Source organism: Bradyrhizobium sp. SZCCHNS2022 (assembly GCF_032377575.1).
GTDB classification, from domain to species: domain Bacteria; phylum Pseudomonadota; class Alphaproteobacteria; order Rhizobiales; family Xanthobacteraceae; genus Bradyrhizobium; species Bradyrhizobium aeschynomenes.
Genome location: NZ_JAUHHZ010000001.1, coordinates 4,701,342 through 4,718,209 on the forward strand (window position 1 = coordinate 4,701,342; position 16,868 = coordinate 4,718,209).

The window sequence follows — 16,868 nt, forward strand, 5'->3', positions numbered from 1 at the left end:
TCAGAACAGCGGAGGGACGCGGGCGACCTTGAACGGACCGAGCACCACCGCCCCGTCGGAGAAGCGCAACGGGAAGGTCCGCGCCTTGCGGCCCTCCAGCGTGGCCTCCTTGCCGAGCGCATTGATCCCGGCGGCGACACCGACATTGGCGTTCTGCTTGACCACCTTGCCGAGGCCGGGAATGGCGCGGTCGAGCGCCCCGATCAGATTGCTGACGTCCTGCGACTTCACGCCGGGCGCGACGCGATCCAGCGTCGCCTGCGGCACGCCGTTCTCGAGCATCTTGTCGAGGCCGAGCGCCGGGATGACCTTTTCAATTCCAGCCACCGTCATCTGCACCTCGCCGTCGATATTGCCGTTGGCGGTAAGGGTCAGAGTGCCTGCGGCCACGGCGAGCAGTTCGCCCTGCTGGATGCGCGCCTGGACGATCTCGACATGACCGCCGGCCGCCTGGATCTCGCGAAACCGCTCCGGCCAGGGTTTGGGGCGGAAATCCTTCAGCCCCGTGACCCGGCCCTGGATGTCGGCATTGAACGGCTCGGCGAGCAGCGGATGGGCACCCTGGATGCTGCCGCCCGCGATCTGCAGCGACGTCTCCAGCACCGGATGGTCGGACGGCGTGCCCTCGGCGAGCCGGCCGTGCAATTCGGCGTGATCGGCCCGCGCGGCAGGCACGGCGGCGGCCCCCTCGATGCGGTCGACGGTCGGTTGCTCGAACACGAGATCGGCCCGCTGCGGCGGCCCGGGGAGGCCACGAACGCTGGCCTGCCCCACGCTCCAATTGACGGCATAGGACGCCGGCCCGCGCCCATCAGCGATGGTTGCCGGTCCCTTGAACTCCGCAATGATCCGCTGCGGGTCCCACACCTGCGCGACGACCAGAATCTCGTCGAGCTTGGCATTCATCAGGGGCGTGCCGGCCGCCTGCGAGAACAGGGCGACGCTCGGGTCGGCGCAGCGGACCTCGAGCCTGAACGGGAAACCGGTGACGGACCGCTTCGCGCAATCATAGACGCGGCCCGACTTCGCCTCGCGCGCGCGCCAGGCGTCGGCCTGGACATCGACCTGCGAAGCGGCGAAGAACCAGAAGGCGCTCCACGCCACGGCGGCGATCAGGAGCAGGGCGGGGGCAAGGAACAGCCCCCAGAGCGGGCGCCTGCGGCGCGCTTGTGGCAAACGAGACATGCAGGACACCCTTTGGGCAGCAATTTTGGCGATTCCGCGATCACGGATTGTGTACATAAGTTAACAATTCGCGAGCATCACACTTAGGCTTCCGCTGCCATGTCCGCAATGACCCTCTCCCCACGCGACCTTCCCCACGGCGATCTCTGGGTGTTCGGCTATGGCTCGCTGATGTGGCGCCCCGGCTTCGACTTCGTTCAGCAGGTACCCGCACGCCTGATCGGCGAGCATCGCGCGCTGTGCGTCTATTCCTTCGTCCATCGCGGAACACCGGAGAAGCCGGGCCTCGTGCTCGGTCTCGATCGCGGCGGCGCGTGTCGCGGCATTGCGTTTCGTGTGGCCGAAAACAAGCGCGACGAGACGATTGCGTATCTGCGCGCGCGCGAGCAGGTGACCTCGGTGTATCGCGAGGTGACCCGATCGGTGTGGCTGGAGAACGACGCGCGCGAGCGGGTGAGCGCGCTGGTGTATGTGGTCGATCGCGGCCATGTGCAATATGCCGGCCGGCTGTCGCCGCAGGAGCAGCTGCGCCATGTGCGGCAGGGTCACGGCCAGTCCGGCGCCAACCGCGACTACGTGCTCGCGACGGTGAAGGCGATCGAGGCGCAGGGATTTCGCGACACGCAGCTGCATCGGCTTGCGATGATGCTGCACGACGACGGTCACTCGCTTCACCCGGCCTCGGGACATCAGGCATAGCGAGCTTCAGGCTTTCGCCTCTGCCGGCACGCGGCCGAACAGCTGGGCCTGCTCCGCCTGCCCGGCCGCCACGAGACGGTTGGTTGCATCCTCGATGACGCTCTCGACGCGAACCATGAATTCATGCCGCGACAGGCCCGGCGGCAGGGGATCGAGAAACTCCACCACCAGGGTCCCGGGATAGCGCAGGAACGTGCGGCGCGGCCAGAACAGACCCGAATTGAGCGCGACCGGCAGACAGGGCACGCCGCAATCGACATAGATCGCGCCGACGCCGGCCTTGTAGTCCGGCGGCGCGCCGGGCGAGCGCCGCGTTCCCTCCGGAAAGATCAGGAACTGGCGACCGTGCTTCACCTCCTCGGCCGCCCGCCGCATCACCTGCTTCAAGGCGCGCGCGCCCGAGCTGCGGTCGATCGCGACCATGTTCGCCTTGACCAGGTACTGCCCGAACAGCGGGATGCGCAGCAGCTCTCGCTTGAGCACGAAGAACGGCTGGTCGAAGAAATGCAGCAGCGAGATCGTCTCCCACATCGACTGGTGCTTGGCGGCGACGATCAGCGGTCCCTTGGGGATCTTCTCGGCGCCGCGATATTCGACGCGGATGTTGCAGATGGCGCGCATCAACAGAATGTTGCTCTGCGCCCACCAGTTCGCGACGCGCAGCAGCGCCTTTCGCGGCATCGCCAGGGTCGGCAGCGCGACCAGCAGCCAGAACACGAAGTTCGGGTAGAACAGGATGTTGAACAGGAGCGAGCGCAGGAAGATCGAGACCATCAGAAACCCAGTTCAATTGGCTTGCGCCGTCGCCGGCCGGCGCGACACCGAGCCGGTCGGCAGCTCGCTCTCGGGCACCAGATCGATGCCGAGGTCGGCGAGCCGCAGCCGGGCCTCGGCGGCAACGTATTTGGCATATTCGGACAGCAGCAGGCGAAGGGTCGGTCCGCTGGTCCACCACGGCTCATCCCGCCATTTCTCGCCGACGACGGCATAGGGAATGAGATCCATGCTCGGCATCGCATGCGACAGCTCCACGATGGCCCGCGGCATGTGATAGTTCGACGTCACGACGACCAGCGACTTGAACCCCCGTTCGGCCGCCCAGCGCCGCGTCTGGGCCGCGTTGCTGCGGGTGTTGATGGCGGAATAATCCAGATCGACGCAGCAATTGATGAACGATCGCGCCTCCGGCAGCGAGCGGGTGATGTCGCTGGCCTCGTTGGTGGGGTGGACCCCGGAAATCAGCAGTCTGCGGCCATAGCCGCCGGCCAGCAGCTCGACCGCATCCGACACCCGCGAGGAGCCTCCCGTCAGGACCACGATGCCGTCGGCCTTGCGCTCGGGCTTGATCTCGGCGCCGCGCAGCTGCGACAGAAAACCGATGAAGCCGACGGCCGCGACGAAGAAGCCGACCGCGAGCATGGCCACGACGCCCGCGAACGTCCGGCCCACCACCACGAGGAGCGGTAGCTTGCGGCTGCTATCGTCGGTCTCAGACCCCATGCTGCGCTTGGCGATTCCTTGCCTGCCCGCGCGCGGCGCCATGCCGTCGCGCAATCCCGTCGTTCAAGTCCGGGAGCGCAGACGGGTTTCGCCGGCATCCCGATCACGTTCGCTCGCCGCCGATCCTGTCGCGCGCCCTCAACCGTGTTCGTGACCCAGCTCACCCCATCTTGCCTCATCCCGGCGCGGACGATTCTAGGCGGTTTTCGGGCCGAGTGAAATCCACACTGAGGCGGCTGGGGACAGAAGCTGCCATCAGTCGATGCTCGCCAGGGTCGCGAACAGGGTCCGGCGGGCGGCCCAGCCGGTCACCGCGGCGATGACCACGGCCTGTAACGCAATCGCCACATAACCAAGCGGCCGGAGCGAGAAGGTGCCGAGCAGCGCCGCGAACTGATCGCCGACCGGCGTCCCGGAGAACCAGCTGGCGATCGACTCCGAGAACCCGAAGCCGAGCATTGCCAGCCCGCCGCCGATCACGCCGCCCTCCAGCCCGAGCTGGAGAAAGTGGCGCAGGAAATGATTGGCAATGTAGCGGTCGCCGGCGCCGACGAAATGCAGGACCTCGACGATCGGCCGGTTCGCGGCCATGGCACCGCGGGTCGCGAACGACACCGAGATGATGGTGGCCACGATCACCAGCACGAGAATGCCGAAGCCCGCGAACAAGGTCGCGCCGGTCATCGAGCGCATGCGCTCGATCCAGGCACGATGATCGTCGACGCTGGCGCTCGGCGCCACCTGGGTCACGCGATTGCGCAACGCGTTGAGATCGAAGCTGGTTCCGGGCTGCACCCGGGCGATGATCACGCGCGGCACCGGCAGCTCCTCGAACGACAGGCCGCTGCCGAGCCACGGCTCCAGCAGCTTGCTCGATTCCTCCTTGGTGAAGGGCCGGACCTCGACGATGCCGGATTGCCCCCGCATCGCCTCCGTCACGAGAGCAATGTCACGCTCGATATCGCGGCCGGTCTTGGGACGCACCTGGACCGTAATCTCGCTGGCGACCTCCGACTGCCACTCGGCCGCGGACTCGCTGACCAGCAGCACGGCGCCGGTGGTGATCGACGCCAGGAAGGTCATGATCGCCACCACGGCGACCAGCGCGCGGCCTGCAATCGAGGCCCGTGGCACGATCGGCGACACGATGCGCGCCTGCGCCGGCAGTTGCGGGCGGTCCTCGCCGAGATCGACCAAGAGGCCGCGATCGTCCACGCTACTCATAGATGTGCAATCGTCCCTGGTGCAGCACCAGCCGGCGGGCCTCGTACTGGTCCATCAGCGTGATGTCGTGGGTTGCGATGATCACCGCCGTGCCCGAGCGGTTCAGCTCGATGAACAGCCGCAGCAGCCGGCGCCCGAGCGTCGGATCGACGTTGCCGGTCGGCTCGTCGGCGAGCAGGAGCTGCGGACGCGAGATCACGGCGCGCGCGATCGCGGCGCGCTGCTTCTCACCGCCCGACAGGATCGGCGGCAGCGCATCCATGCGCTCGCCCAAGCCGACCCATTTCAGGAGGTCGATGACCTCCTTGCGGTAGCTCGATTCATCCCGCCCCATGACGCGAAACGGCAGCGCCACGTTCTCATAGGTCGTCATGTGGTCGAGCAGGCGAAAGTCCTGCAGCACGATGCCGATGCGCTTGCGCAGGTCGGCGATCTCCTCCTTGCTCAGCAGCGAGATGTCGTAGCCGAACAGGTTGACCAGCCCGCGCGTCGGCCGCAGCGACAGGAACAACAGCTTCAGCAGCGAGGTCTTGCCGGCACCCGACGGGCCGGTCAGAAACTGAAAGGAATGGGCCGGAATCTGGAAGCTGAGGTCGCGGAGGATCTCCGGCCCCAGTCCATAGCGCAGCCCAACATTTTCGAACCGAACCAAAGCCTCAGCTCCGTTCGACCGCGTGCACGGCAAGCCCGCACGCTCCAAGCTCAGCGGTACGATGACCCGATTGAGCGCCCGTTATGGTTTCCGGTTCGTTAATGGTTGCCATGTACCAATGGCGCGATTGAGTTCCGAAGTTCGTCGACATGGCGGTCCTTGTAGCACGAACTGTCGGAAACAAAGCGGCAATGGCCGTTGGAGAAAAGGCGCGATGTTCATCGTTTGCCCCCATTGTGCGACGTCTTATGCCATCGATCTGGCAACTCTGGGTATGGCCGGCCGCAGCGTACGCTGTTCCCGTTGCAAGGAGGTCTGGCTGGCGCGTCCCGAGGATGCGGTCGAGGCTCCGGCCCCGATCCCGGCGATGGCCGAGGCCGGCGCGACCCCGGCGCCGCGTGATGCCGCCGACGAATGGGAAGCCCTCGCCCGGGAGGACACCGACGAGCAGCCCCCCGAGGTGGAAAGCCCGTCCATTGCCGCCGGATGGCCTGAGGATGCCGTCACCGAGGATTCCGAGGACGCCGCGGCCGATGGCGATCAGCCGGCACCGCGGGGCAAGCTCGCGCGCCTCGCAGGCCTCCGCAAATCGATCAAGCTCCCGTCCTTGCCGGACTTCCCCGGCAAGAAGGTATTCAACCTGCCGGCGCTGACCGCGGCGATGGCGGCACTCTCGATCGCGCTCGTGGTGTGGCGCGGCGACGTCGTCCGCCTGCTGCCGCAGACGGCCTCGTTCTACAAGCTGGCCGGGCTCGAGGTGAACCTGCGCGGCCTGTCCTTCAAGGACGTGAAGGTGGCGACCGAAACCGTCGACGGCAAACCGGTGCTGGTGATCGAAGGCACCATCGTCAGCGTCACCAAGAAGGCGGTCGACCTGCCCCGGCTGCGCTTCAGCGTACGTGACGCGCAGGGCACGGAGATCTATGCCTGGAATACGCTGCTCGAGCAGACGGCGCTCAAGCCGGGGGAGCGCACGACCTTCAAGTCGCGGCTGGCCTCGCCCCCTCCCGAAGGCCGCAATATCGATATACGGTTCTTCAACCGGCGCGACCTGGCCGCCGGCAGTGCATGATGATTCCGGTCTCGTGGGTCGCCCGCGGGGCCCACGAGACGGAGACGAAACGACATGTCGCGCGTCCTGATCGCAGACGACGAAGATTCGATGCGGACGCTGGTCGCGCGCGCCATTGCGATGGATGGGCATGACATCGTGACTGCGCAGGACGGCGCCGAGGCGCTCGACATCCTCACCCGCGAGAACGGCGCCTTCGACCTGCTGCTCACCGACATCCAGATGCCCATCATGGACGGCATCGCGCTGGCGCTGTCGGCGGCGCGCGACTTTCCCGATCTGACCATTCTGCTGATGACCGGCTTTGCGCATCAGCGCGAACGGGCGTCGAATCTCAGCGCGATCGCCCATGACGTGATCACCAAGCCGTTCTCGGTCGCCGACATCCGCACCGCGGTCGCCGATGCGCTGGCGTCGAAGCCGGCCAAGGCTTAGGGCGGCCGCCGCCGCGGCCGTTGAGATACAAAGCTGGTTCTCCATCGTGCGCCATCACGCCTCCCTGGGGTTCTGGGTCCCGGCGTTCGCCGGGACGACGGCGGGGGTGGCGCGCCAGATGAGAGTCTTACCTACGCTCGCGCCTTGCCAATGATCGTCGAGGGTGCCTCACCTCTCTCATCCGTCATTGCGAGCGCAGCGCGCAGCGAAGCAATCCAGAATCTGTCCGCGGTGACAGTCTGGATTGCTTCGCTGCGCTCGCAATGACGCCGGGCGGGCATCTCATGTCCTCAATGTCATCTCGTAGATATGTGATCGCGATCCCGCGGCACGTGATGCCCGAGCTGTGCTGATCATCGTCACCCTCCTCAAGGTCGGAGGGCGCAGGGAATGCCGGGTGAAGGCCTCACCCATGGCCCGCCTGCGAAAGAAAATGCAGGCGGCAGGTACCACAGGTTCAGCCGATCATCCGGCATTCCCTGCGCGATGGGCTTACGGCTGCTTCGCGGTCTCCCCGGTGCGCCGGCTTGTTGGCCACCGTCATCCACGCCGTGCATCAGCAGCGGCGCAGACTTGACCTCAGCGTCGGGAGGCCAGGACGACGCGACTTGACCGTCCGCAAGCGCCCGTTCGTCCGCACGTCCTAAAGGACATGCTGCGAGCTCTCGCGGCCATCGCATCCCCGCCTCGCGTGTCGTGACGATCGCGCGCAACGCCCCTTCCGAGTGAGACGGGATGCGCGGAAACATCGTCCTGATTTGCCCGACGACACAAGCCTGCAAGGTGCGGCAAACTGGCTCGACGGGCAGTTCGCGCAGAGCTGTCATGAGCAGATTGCCCGTCGGGCAATCGTGTCGTCGCCCTTGCTCCATGCGGGGACGCAGCCGGTGCTATTCCACGCGCGCACCGAACAGCGCCACAAACCTGTCGATATCGTGCTCACGCAGGCCGAACAGCCAATAGCGCACGGGAATCTCCAGCATGCCGATGCGCACCAGCCGCCCCGACATCAGCCACGGCTGCGCGGCGCGGTCCGACACGAAGCCGATGTAGTGGCCGCCGAGCAGCGCCGAGATCACCGCCGTGCTCGACGACAGCTTGAGGACGGGATGCGCCACACGCTCGGGCTCGACACGGTGGGAGACGAGCGCCGCCGTCAACGTCGGCGTCAGCTCGCCGTGCTCCCACAACAAGGGCGCCTGCGCGGCCAGTGACTTCCAGCTCATATCGGCCGGCACATGCTGTGCCCGTTCGGGATGGGCGCATAGCACCAGCCGGTCGGCGAACACGGCGACCTGGCGGAACTGCGGGTGGCTCGGCATCGCGCTGGTCACCCCCGCATCCGCCGTTCCACGCATGACATAAGCCGCCACCTCGTTGACGCTGCCCCGGACGAGATCGACACCGGATGCGCCGGGACCATGGTCCCGCGCCAGAAGATGCGGCATCCAGAAGTCGTAGGCACTGGGGGAGCACGCCACCAGCGCCGACGGCGAGACGGGACGCCGGCCTTCGACACGGCGCATCGTCAGCTCGACGTCGCGCAGGATCCGCTCGGCCTCGTTCAACAGCACCTGTCCGGCCTCGGTCAGCATCAGCCGGCGCCCGGAACGGTCGAACAGCGGAACGTCCAGCTTCTCCTCCAGCTTCTTGATCGAGACGCTGACCGCCGACTGCGTGAGGCCCAGCCGCTCGGCAGCATGGGTGAAGCTGCCGAAATGAGCGGCTTCGAGGAAGATCCTCATTTGCTCGAAGGTCATGGACTCTCCTGGGCCTCGGCGGCATCCGGCGCGTCGCCGAATGCGCTCCCACGGACAAATTCGAACCAGTTCCCGAGCCGGCCTGCCGTCAAACCAGTCACTCCCATGGCTTTCGATGAATTCGTTTCATCCTCGCAGGGACCAGCATCAAAAGCGGCGCCGCATCATTCATACACTTCAGTGCGCATGAACTGAATGAATAAGTAGTTCCGATCTGCTTTCACTGCAGGCATTTCAGGACGCTTTATCGATCAATCACGCCGCTATTTTCAGCATCGACGTCCGACGCCTGCGCGAGACCCGATTTGGCAAGACGCTTGCTAATTACTTCGCACGAAGGTTTTCGAGCGAGGACAGCGAGGACATGCCGCCTGCACCTTCTGCGACACAAGCCGACGAGAGGCACCGATCCATGATGGTGCTCCGCGAGCCTCCTTCACAGCATGCGAGGTCGCGTGATGGAGTTCGGCATCTGGCTTCCCGTCTATGGCGGCTGGCTGCGTTCGCTGGACGCACCGACCGGCCCTGACGTTGCCGCCTGTCTGGCCATCGCCCAGCAGGCCGAAGCGCTCGGGTTCGACTTCCTCTACGCCTCGGAGAACCTGCTCAACTGCATCCATGGCCCGAGCGAGAGCGTCGCCGACGCCTGGAGCATTCTGGCGGCGATCGCCGCCGTCACCAGCAAGGTCGGGCTTTGCGGCGCCATCAAGCCCGGCTTCCGCTCGCCGTTCCTCGTCGCCCGGATGCTCGACACGCTATCGAAGATCGCCGAGCGCAGGCTCGGCATGAACATCGTCTGCGGCTGGTGGAAGGAGGAGTTCGACCTGTCCGGCGTCGACTGGCTGGATCATGACGGACGTTACGACCGCGCCGGCGAATTCCTGCGCACGCTCTATGGCCTGTTTCAGCCGCCTGCCGAGATCGCCGGGACGGACGCTCTGCCTGGAGAGGCCCAGCCGGTCGAGCTCAAGCAGCCGCCGACCTATGGCCTGGACCAGAACGCCCTGCCAGAGGTGTGGATCGCCGGCCACTCCGGCCGCGCCATGCAGATGGCGGCGGAATGGGGCCATTGCCTGTTTCTCAATGGCATGGGCGACGAAGAGCTGAAGCGGCGCATCGAGGCGGTGCGTCAGGAGGCCAACAGCTGGGGCCGGACCATCCTGATCGCCGCGAATGCCTATGTGATCGCGACCGAGACGACCGAGCAGGCAAGGCAGCGCTGGAAGACCGTCGTCGGTCGCCGCAATTCGCAGACCATCGACTTCTTCCGCAAGGTGATCGGCAGCTCCGGCGCCGCCGCCTGGGCCGCCCTCGGCGAGGAGCAGATGGTCGATTCCAATGCCGGCTTCGAGCTCGGTTTGATTGGATCGTTCGAGGACATCCGCAACCGCATCCCCAAGCTGCAGGCCATGGGCCTCGATCGCATCGTCTGTCAGTTCGACGACCCGATGCGCGACGCCGGCCCGTTCATGAAGCAGGTGATCCGCCCGCTCAGGGACAATCGCACACTCGCCTTCGAAGGTCAGATGTCATGAGCGCGCTCGAAGCCACGATGACTGCCGCTGACAGTCTCAGACAGGACTTCAAGGACGTCTTCAGCCAGCTCGCTTCCGGCGTCTGCATCGTGACGTTCCGGCGCGGCGGACAGCTCCATGGCTTCACGGCCACCTCGGTCACGTCAGTCTCGTTGCAGCCGCCGCGGGTGCTGTTCTGCGTCGCTCAGAGCAGCCAGAGCTACGCCTGCCTCGGCGTCGGCATGAGCGTGGGGGTTTCCGTCCTCAGCGCCGGACAACGCGCATTGTCCGATCGCTTCGCGAGCAAGCTCGCACCCGGCTCCTATGACGACGTGGCGACGATCGAAGGCGCTGGCCAGGCGCCGCTGATCGCGGGCGCTCTCGGACAGCTGAGCACCGCCATCGTCGACCTGATCCCGTCCGGCGACCACGCCATCGTGCTCTGCGACGTGACCTGGGCCCACGCGGGCGGCGACGGCGCGCCGCTGCTCTACCACGCCCGCAACTATCACACGCTTCACCAGAGTTCCTGAAACCCCGGAGAAATCGCAATGGACAAGTCTATCTTTGCCGCGATGCCGAGCCTGACGCCGACCCTCGGGTATGCGTCGATGATCGGATTGGGCCTGTTCTCACTCGCCCTGTCCTATGCCGTGAAGACCCTGCTCGTTCGCAACACCCACGACTTCATCATCGCCGACCGCCGCGTCGGCTTCGGCTTCGGCGTCGGCTCCGTCATCGCGGTGTGGACCTGGGCCATGGCGGTGATGATGAGCTCCGCGATGACCTATCAATGGGGCCTGTCGGGCCTGTTCTGGTTCGTGGTGCCCAACGGCTTCGCGGTCATGGCGATGATTCCGTTCGCGCGCATCCTGCGCAAGAACATGCCGGAGGGCTACACCATCTCCGAGTTCATCGAGTACCGCTTCAGCCGCTCCAAGGTCGCGACTGCGATCGTGACCGTGACCATGATCTTCGGCATCATCCTGGAGATCCTGATCAACCTGAAGGGCACCTCGGTGGTGGTCTCGACGGTGTTCGGGATCGACTGGAAGGTCGCAACCGTCGTCGGCATCATCTGCGTGCTGGTCTACTCCTATTTCGGAGGCCTGTGGACCAGCGTGATGACGGGAACGCTGAACACGCTGATGATCACCGTGCCCGCCGCGATCGTGGTCGCCGCGGTCTACGCCGTGATCCCCGGCGGATCGGAAGCCGTGTTCAATGCCGCCGGCGCCGCCGATGCGCGCAATCTCTCCGTGCTGCGTCCCGACGCCGCCGCGGGCTTCGGCATCACGCTCGCCTTCGGTCTCCTCGCGGCGACGGTCTCGGACCAGACGTTCTGGCAGAAGGTCTGGGCGATCAAGAGCCGCGACGTCGGCCGCGTGTTCCTGTGGTCGGGCGCACTGTTCTATCCGATCCCGATCTGCCTCGGCATGCTCGGCCTGGTCGGCATCGCCTATGGCCTGAAGCCGGCGGATTTCGGCGGCGACATCGTCGCGGTCGGTCCCTACATCGTCTCGCATATCGGCCTCGGGCTGACGCTGGTGCTGCTCTACGTGCTGGTCATCCTCGCCGCCTGCTACTCGACCATCGACGGCGCCAGCGCCGCGCTCTCCTCCGTGGTCGCCGTCGACATCGTCAAGCGCTACTTCCCGCAGACCTCCGAGAGCAGCCTGTTCGTGATCACCAAGCTTTCGGTGCTGCTCGGCGGCATCATCGCGACGCTGATCGTGCTCTCCGGCCTCGACTTCACGACCCTGGTGCTGACGACCTACGCGCTGAAGACCTCGGTGCTGCTGCCGCTGGTGCTGTCGATCCTGTGGCCGAAGACCAACATGGTCGGCTTCGTCGGCGGCATTGCGCTCGCGATCGGCGTGGGCATGCCGATCTACGCCACCGCCGGCGAGCTGATCGGGACGCTGTCGATCGTCGCGATCAGCGGGCTGACCGTCGTCATCGCGGGTCTGATCGGCGGCAAGGACTTCGACCTCGCCGGCCTGCGGCGCGTCGGCGACGAAGTCTCAGCCCCGGCCGAATAGCCGCGCGAGGCGCGCTGGTCCTCGGCGCGCCCTTTCCTCGGACATTTTAAAGGAGCAAACCATGTATGTCCTGATCACCATCATCGGCATTCTCGTCACCCTGTTCTTCCTCGCGGGCTTCTGGCGCGGCCTGCAGAACGCCATCGCCGAATATCGCAGCGGCGCGGCCGAGCCGACCGACGTGCCCGACTACGGCTATGGTGGGCTGGCAGCAATCTCGGTGATCGCGTCCGCCGTCATCATTGCCGGCGTCGGCTTCACCCCTGCGATGATCTATGCCGGCCCGCTGCTTGCGCTGGTGACGGCGGCTGGATGCGGGCTCGCCTTCTTCGTCGAACGGAAGAGCGCCTGATCACCCACCCACCGAAGTTCATGACGGACTGGATGAATTCCGGACGCAAGGAGAGCATTGCATGACGACCACCACGAAGAAGAAGGCGCATCTTCTGGGATTCATCCAGCACGGCGTCAACAGCCACGCCACCGGCATGTGGCGCCACGTCAAGGACAAGATCGGCTGGGATTTCGCCCGGCCGGAATATTGGCAGCACATGGCGCGGACGATGGAGCGCGGGCTGTTCGACGCCATGTTCATCGCCGACGAGCTCGCGCCCTACAACACCCACGAGGACAGCTCCGACGCCATCGTGAAATGGGCGGTGCAGTGCCCGACCCACGAGCCGTCGACGATCGTGCCGATCATCACCACGGCGACCAAGCATCTCGGCGTCGGCGTCACCCTGTCGACGGCGTTCGAGCATCCCTATTCGATGTGCCGCAGGCTTTCGAGCCTCGACCATCTTTCGGGCGGCCGCGTCGCCTGGAACATCGTCTCGTCCTATTCCAAGAGCGAATGGGATGCCTATGGCCACACCATGACCGAGCGCAGCGGCCGCTACGACCGGCTCGAGGAGTACATGGAGGTCTGCTACCAGCTGTGGGACTCCTGGGAGCCGGATGCGATCATCGCCGACAAGGCCTCGGGCATCTATGCCGATCCGGCCAAGATCAAGGTCGTGAACCACGAGGGCAAGTACTACAAGTGTCACGGCCGGCACTTCTGCGCGCCGTCGCCGCAGGGCCGTCCCGTGCTGTGGCAGGCCGGCTCGTCCAACCAGGGGCGCGACTTCGCCGCCAAACATGCCGAGGCGATCTTCGCCGTGCATCCGAACGTCGACCGCATGAAGCAGTATGCCACCGACCTCAACGAGCGGCTCGCCGGCAAGTTCGACCGCAAGCCCGGCTCGGTGAAGCTGATCTATGGCCTGCAGACGGTGGTCGCCGAGACGCGCTCGGAGGCGCAGGAGAAATATGCCCGCATCAAGGAATGCATTCCGCCCGAGGGTGCGCTGGCCTGGATGTCCGGCCATTTCGGCCTCGACTTCTCGAAATTCGACGGCGACGCGATCGTGCAGAACATCGAGGTGCCCGGCATCCAGGGGCTGTTCGAGTCGATCATCTACGCCAAGGGCGGCGCGCCGGTGACGGTGAAGGAGGCGGCGATGATCTACGCGCAGGGCATGGGCATGCCGGTCGCGGTCGGCACCGCCAAGGACATCGCCGATCAGATCGAGCAGTACATGGACGAAGGCGGCGCCGACGGCTTCATGCTGGCCGCGACCTACACGCCGGGCTGCTTCGAGGAGTTCGCCGACCTCGTCGTCCCGGAGCTGCAGCGGCGCGGCCGGTTCCGGACGCGATACACCGGCTCGACCTTGCGCGACAATCTGCTGGGAGATTGAGGTCTTCCGCCATGGCCGGGGTGTCCCGGCCATGGCTCGGAAACTTGCCTTCGCCTCACGCGCTCAAGGCGCGCATCTCCGCATACAGATCCGACTTGCCCTCGAAGCCGATGCCGGGGAGATCGGGCATGGTGATGTGGCCGTCGATGACCTTCACGCCGTCGGGGAAGCCGCCATAGGGCTGGAACAGATCCGGGTAGCTCTCATTGCCGCCGAGGCCAAGGCCGGCGGCGATGTTGAGCGACATCTGGTGACCGCCATGCGGGATGCAGCGCGACGGCGACCAGCCATGGGTCTTGAGCACGTCGAGCGTGCGCAGATATTCGCACAGGCCATAGGACAGCGCGCAGTCGAACTGCAGCCAGTCGCGGTCCGGGCGCATGCCGCCATAGCGGATGAGATTGCGCGCATCCTGGTGGCTGAACAGGTTCTCCCCGGTGGCCATCGGGCCGGGATAGTAGTCGGCGAGCGTCGCCTGCAGATGATAGTCGAGCGGATCGCCGGCCTCCTCGTACCAGAACAGCGGATAGTCACGCAGCATCTTGGCGTAGGCGATCGCGGTCTCCAGATCGAAGCGGCCATTGGCGTCGACGGCGAGCTGGTTGGTCGGACCGATCTCCTCGAGCACGGCCTCGATGCGCGCGCGGTCCTCGTCGATCGGCGCGCCGCCGATCTTCATCTTCACGACGTTGTAGCCGCGATCGAGATAACCGCGCATCTCGCGGCGCAGGGCCGAGAGATCCTTGCCGGGATAGTAGTAGCCGCCGGCGGCGTAGACGAAGACGCGCGGATCGGCCTTGCGGTCGTGACGCTCTGCGAGCAGGCGGAACAGCGGCTTGTCCGCGATCTTGGCGACCGCGTCCCAGATCGCCATGTCGAGCGTGCCGACCGCGACCGACCGCTCGCCGTGACCGCCGGGCTTTTCGTTGCTCATCATCGCCGCCCAGGCCTTGTCGGGATCGATGTTGTCCTTCGTGGCATCCAGCAGCGAGGCCGGATCGGCCTCCAGCAGGCGTGCGCGAAACCGCTCGCGGATCAGGCCGCCCTGGCCGTAGCGGCCGTTGGAGTTGAAGCCATAGCCGACGACGGGGCGCCCGTCGCGTACGACATTGGTGATGACCGCGACGAGGCTCGACGTCATCTTGGTGAAGTCGATATAGGCGTTGCGGATCGGCGACGAGATCGGCTTCGTCACCTCGCGGACGTCGACGATGCGGATGGTCATGGGTCTTCTCCTGATCGTGGTCGCGCGCTGCCCCTAGAGCGAAGCGCCGGCGCAAATGGTGATGGTCTGTCCGGTGATGGCGCCCGCCTCGCCCGACAGCAGGAAGGCGGTCAGCGCGGCGACTTCCGCGGGATCGACGAAACGGCCCATCGGCGGCAGCACCGGCGCGGTGCCGGCGCGGCCGGGATCGCGCAGGAACGGCGTGTCGGTGGCCGCCGGCGCGATGACGTTGACGGTGATGCGGCGCGGCGCCAGCTCGATCGCCCAGGAGCGCGCGAGGCCCGCGAGCGCCGCCTTGGTCGCGGCATATTGACTACGTCCCGCCGCGCCATTGGCGGTGCGGCTGCCGATCAGCACGATGCGGCCGCCCTCGCCCATGCGAGGCGCCAGCGCATTGCCCAGCGCCTCCGCCGCAGCCACATGGACGCGCCACATGCCCTCGCCATTGTCGGGCGCGAGCTCGCCGAGCCGGCCGACGCGCATGTAGCCGGCGGCGTGAACGAGCGCGGTCACCGCGCCGATGTCGGCAAGGCGCGCAGCCAACGCATGGGAGTCGCCGAGGTCGGCCTGCAAGCCGACGAAGCCCGCCTGCGTCACCGCCGATGGGGCGCGATCGATGCCGGTCACGCGCCATCCGCTGGCCAACAGGTGCTCGGCAATGGCGCGGCCGATGCCCGAACTGGTTCCGGTCACCACCGCATGGCGGAGACCGGAGCCGCTGTCGTGATGCTCTGCCGTCATCCCTTGTACGCAGCCGCCTCGGCCTTGACCTTCACCGCATCGAAATTGTTGATCGTCTCGATCAGCTCATTGGTGTAGAGCGCATTGTAGTCCTTGATGTCGAGCCCGTTCATCGCGGCTTCCGTGCGGAACTCCTGCTCGTTGATCGCGCCCATCTTGGTGTCGGCATAGGGCGGTGTGTACAGCTTGATGCGGCGACTGATCGACTGCAGCACGGCCTTGACCGCCTCGTCCTCGCTGGCGCCCCGCGGCGCCGTCTCGGGATAGAGCTTGAGGAACGCCCTGGCGCCGGCTGCGGGATTGGCGATCAGGAACTGCGAGGCCTTGCACACCGAACGGCCGAAGCCGATCAGCAGATCGCGCTCCTTCTCGAACGTTACCGGCATCGCCATCAGGAACTGGCCGCCGACCATCGGGATGGTGGTCGGCCGCGGCAGATAGGCGAGCTCGATGCCGGCGGCCTCGATCTGGCCGAAGCCGGTGTCGAAATAAGCGAGCGCATCGATGACGCCGCGCTGCAGGGCGACGCCCGCCGGCGTGCCGTTGCCGACCGCGACGAAGCTCACATCCTTCTCCGGATCGAGGCCGAGCGCCTTCAGCACGTTCTTGGTCACCGGATATTCGGTGGCGCCGAAATCGGAGACGCCGATCTTCCTGCCCTTCAGATCCGTGTAGCTCTTCAGCGCCGAGCCCGGCGGAACGGCGATGTCCCATTTGTAGGGGTAGGTGTACTGATAGAACATTTTGGCGCCGCCCCATTCGCCCTTGGCGAGCAGCGGCAGCGCCGTCGAGGGCACGCCGACACCAATCGCCACCGTGCCGCGATCGGTCGCGACCTGGACGTTGGCGTTGGTGCCGAGCGCCTGGACGTCGAGCGAAAAGCCCTCCTGCGCGTTGTAGCCGAGCGCCTCGCCGATCACGCAATTGATGACGGTGGCGTTGAGCGCCTTGAGCCCGACGCCGAAGCGGAGCTTCTTGGCGTCAGCCGCCATCAGGCCGGCCGGCGCACTGCTCATCAGCAGCGCCGCGCCGGCGCTGCCCTTCAGGAATGACCTGCGCGATACCATGTTCGTTCCT

Annotated in this window: 17 protein-coding genes; 8 read left to right on the forward strand and 9 right to left on the reverse strand. The window is 66.1% G+C overall.

What is annotated here, in order from left to right:
- A complete protein-coding gene (locus QXZ94_RS21110) occupies window positions 1-1,185 on the reverse strand; it encodes a DUF2125 domain-containing protein (RefSeq protein WP_315722038.1) in 1,185 nt (394 codons plus the stop codon).
- Between the two features lie 99 nt (window positions 1,186-1,284).
- Between QXZ94_RS21110 and QXZ94_RS21115 the strand changes: the two genes are divergently transcribed.
- On the forward strand, window positions 1,285-1,884 hold the full coding sequence (locus QXZ94_RS21115; RefSeq protein WP_409998761.1) for a gamma-glutamylcyclotransferase: 600 nt from the start codon (window positions 1,285-1,287) through the stop codon (window positions 1,882-1,884).
- A 6-nt stretch (window positions 1,885-1,890) separates the two neighbouring features.
- On the opposite strand, the gene QXZ94_RS21120 is transcribed toward QXZ94_RS21115, so the two are convergent.
- The 4 genes from QXZ94_RS21120 to ftsE all read right to left on the reverse strand — a co-directional run bounded on the left by QXZ94_RS21120 (window position 1,891) and on the right by ftsE (window position 5,260).
- Window positions 1,891-2,658, reverse strand: coding sequence for a lysophospholipid acyltransferase family protein (locus QXZ94_RS21120; protein WP_315722039.1), 768 nt, complete (start codon window positions 2,656-2,658; stop codon window positions 1,891-1,893).
- 12 nt (window positions 2,659-2,670) lie between these two features.
- A complete protein-coding gene (locus tag QXZ94_RS21125; RefSeq protein WP_315722040.1) occupies window positions 2,671-3,384 on the reverse strand; it encodes a YdcF family protein in 714 nt (237 codons plus the stop codon).
- A gap of 255 nt (window positions 3,385-3,639) precedes the next feature.
- On the reverse strand, window positions 3,640-4,608 hold the full coding sequence (locus tag QXZ94_RS21130; RefSeq protein ID WP_172183656.1) for a cell division protein FtsX: 969 nt from the start codon (window positions 4,606-4,608) through the stop codon (window positions 3,640-3,642).
- Window positions 4,601-5,260, reverse strand: a complete 660-nt coding sequence (ftsE, locus tag QXZ94_RS21135; RefSeq protein WP_006615648.1) for a cell division ATP-binding protein FtsE — start codon at window positions 5,258-5,260, stop codon at window positions 4,601-4,603. The genes QXZ94_RS21130 and ftsE overlap by 8 nt, the downstream gene beginning before the upstream one ends.
- A gap of 214 nt (window positions 5,261-5,474) precedes the next feature.
- Here ftsE and QXZ94_RS21140 point away from each other — a divergent pair, with 214 nt between their 5' ends.
- On the forward strand, window positions 5,475-6,332 hold the full coding sequence (locus tag QXZ94_RS21140; RefSeq protein ID WP_315726421.1) for an MJ0042-type zinc finger domain-containing protein: 858 nt from the start codon (window positions 5,475-5,477) through the stop codon (window positions 6,330-6,332).
- A 54-nt stretch (window positions 6,333-6,386) separates the two neighbouring features.
- Window positions 6,387-6,767: a response regulator gene (locus QXZ94_RS21145; RefSeq protein WP_172183654.1), complete on the forward strand. Its 381-nt coding sequence runs from the start codon at window positions 6,387-6,389 to the stop codon at window positions 6,765-6,767.
- An 890-nt stretch (window positions 6,768-7,657) separates the two neighbouring features.
- On the opposite strand, the gene QXZ94_RS21150 is transcribed toward QXZ94_RS21145, so the two are convergent.
- Window positions 7,658-8,527 (reverse strand): LysR family transcriptional regulator, encoded by an 870-nt coding sequence (locus QXZ94_RS21150; protein ID WP_315722041.1) that lies wholly within the window; start codon window positions 8,525-8,527, stop codon window positions 7,658-7,660.
- Between the two features lie 458 nt (window positions 8,528-8,985).
- Between QXZ94_RS21150 and QXZ94_RS21155 the strand changes: the two genes are divergently transcribed.
- The 5 genes from QXZ94_RS21155 to QXZ94_RS21175 all read left to right on the forward strand — a co-directional run bounded on the left by QXZ94_RS21155 (window position 8,986) and on the right by QXZ94_RS21175 (window position 13,825).
- Entirely contained in the window at window positions 8,986-10,062 is a 1,077-nt protein-coding gene (locus tag QXZ94_RS21155; RefSeq protein WP_315722042.1) for an LLM class flavin-dependent oxidoreductase, read from the forward strand.
- Window positions 10,059-10,574 (forward strand): flavin reductase family protein, encoded by a 516-nt coding sequence (locus tag QXZ94_RS21160; RefSeq protein ID WP_315722043.1) that lies wholly within the window; start codon window positions 10,059-10,061, stop codon window positions 10,572-10,574. The genes QXZ94_RS21155 and QXZ94_RS21160 overlap by 4 nt, the downstream gene beginning before the upstream one ends.
- Before the next feature lie 18 nt (window positions 10,575-10,592).
- Window positions 10,593-12,083 carry a sodium:solute symporter family transporter gene (locus QXZ94_RS21165; RefSeq protein ID WP_315722044.1) on the forward strand — a complete coding sequence of 497 codons (1,491 nt, stop codon included), beginning with the start codon at window positions 10,593-10,595 and terminating at the stop codon, window positions 12,081-12,083.
- A 61-nt stretch (window positions 12,084-12,144) separates the two neighbouring features.
- Complete coding sequence (locus tag QXZ94_RS21170) at window positions 12,145-12,435, forward strand: hypothetical protein (protein WP_315722045.1); 291 nt, start codon at window positions 12,145-12,147, stop codon at window positions 12,433-12,435.
- A 61-nt stretch (window positions 12,436-12,496) separates the two neighbouring features.
- Complete coding sequence (locus QXZ94_RS21175; protein ID WP_315722046.1) at window positions 12,497-13,825, forward strand: LLM class flavin-dependent oxidoreductase; 1,329 nt, start codon at window positions 12,497-12,499, stop codon at window positions 13,823-13,825.
- Between the two features lie 55 nt (window positions 13,826-13,880).
- On the opposite strand, the gene QXZ94_RS21180 is transcribed toward QXZ94_RS21175, so the two are convergent.
- Genes QXZ94_RS21180 through QXZ94_RS21190 form a run of 3 tightly spaced genes read right to left on the reverse strand, consistent with a single transcriptional unit; the run spans window position 13,881 to window position 16,858 of the window.
- Entirely contained in the window at window positions 13,881-15,050 is a 1,170-nt protein-coding gene (locus QXZ94_RS21180) for a mandelate racemase/muconate lactonizing enzyme family protein (protein ID WP_315722047.1), read from the reverse strand.
- A gap of 33 nt (window positions 15,051-15,083) precedes the next feature.
- Window positions 15,084-15,791 (reverse strand): SDR family oxidoreductase, encoded by a 708-nt coding sequence (locus tag QXZ94_RS21185; protein ID WP_315722048.1) that lies wholly within the window; start codon window positions 15,789-15,791, stop codon window positions 15,084-15,086.
- The gene (locus QXZ94_RS21190) at window positions 15,788-16,858 is read right to left on the reverse strand and encodes an ABC transporter substrate-binding protein (RefSeq protein ID WP_315722049.1); all 1,071 of its coding nucleotides are present in this window, start codon (window positions 16,856-16,858) and stop codon (window positions 15,788-15,790) included. Before QXZ94_RS21190 ends, QXZ94_RS21185 begins: the two co-directional genes overlap by 4 nt.
- Window positions 16,859-16,868: the final 10 nt, after the last annotated feature.

Coding starts and splice junctions, on each gene's coding strand:
- QXZ94_RS21110 (WP_315722038.1), bottom strand. CDS start 1,185: ATGTCTCGTTTGCCACAAGCGCGCCGCAGGCGCCCGCTCTGGGGGCTG.
- QXZ94_RS21115 (WP_409998761.1), top strand. CDS start 1,285: ATGTCCGCAATGACCCTCTCCCCACGCGACCTTCCCCACGGCGATCTC.
- QXZ94_RS21120 (WP_315722039.1), bottom strand. CDS start 2,658: ATGGTCTCGATCTTCCTGCGCTCGCTCCTGTTCAACATCCTGTTCTAC.
- QXZ94_RS21125 (WP_315722040.1), bottom strand. CDS start 3,384: ATGGGGTCTGAGACCGACGATAGCAGCCGCAAGCTACCGCTCCTCGTG.
- QXZ94_RS21130 (WP_172183656.1), bottom strand. CDS start 4,608: ATGAGTAGCGTGGACGATCGCGGCCTCTTGGTCGATCTCGGCGAGGAC.
- QXZ94_RS21140 (WP_315726421.1), top strand. CDS start 5,475: ATGTTCATCGTTTGCCCCCATTGTGCGACGTCTTATGCCATCGATCTG.
- QXZ94_RS21145 (WP_172183654.1), top strand. CDS start 6,387: ATGTCGCGCGTCCTGATCGCAGACGACGAAGATTCGATGCGGACGCTG.
- QXZ94_RS21150 (WP_315722041.1), bottom strand. CDS start 8,527: ATGACCTTCGAGCAAATGAGGATCTTCCTCGAAGCCGCTCATTTCGGC.
- QXZ94_RS21155 (WP_315722042.1), top strand. CDS start 8,986: ATGGAGTTCGGCATCTGGCTTCCCGTCTATGGCGGCTGGCTGCGTTCG.
- QXZ94_RS21160 (WP_315722043.1), top strand. CDS start 10,059: ATGAGCGCGCTCGAAGCCACGATGACTGCCGCTGACAGTCTCAGACAG.
- QXZ94_RS21165 (WP_315722044.1), top strand. CDS start 10,593: ATGGACAAGTCTATCTTTGCCGCGATGCCGAGCCTGACGCCGACCCTC.
- QXZ94_RS21170 (WP_315722045.1), top strand. CDS start 12,145: ATGTATGTCCTGATCACCATCATCGGCATTCTCGTCACCCTGTTCTTC.
- QXZ94_RS21175 (WP_315722046.1), top strand. CDS start 12,497: ATGACGACCACCACGAAGAAGAAGGCGCATCTTCTGGGATTCATCCAG.
- QXZ94_RS21180 (WP_315722047.1), bottom strand. CDS start 15,050: ATGACCATCCGCATCGTCGACGTCCGCGAGGTGACGAAGCCGATCTCG.
- QXZ94_RS21185 (WP_315722048.1), bottom strand. CDS start 15,791: ATGACGGCAGAGCATCACGACAGCGGCTCCGGTCTCCGCCATGCGGTG.
- QXZ94_RS21190 (WP_315722049.1), bottom strand. CDS start 16,858: ATGGTATCGCGCAGGTCATTCCTGAAGGGCAGCGCCGGCGCGGCGCTG.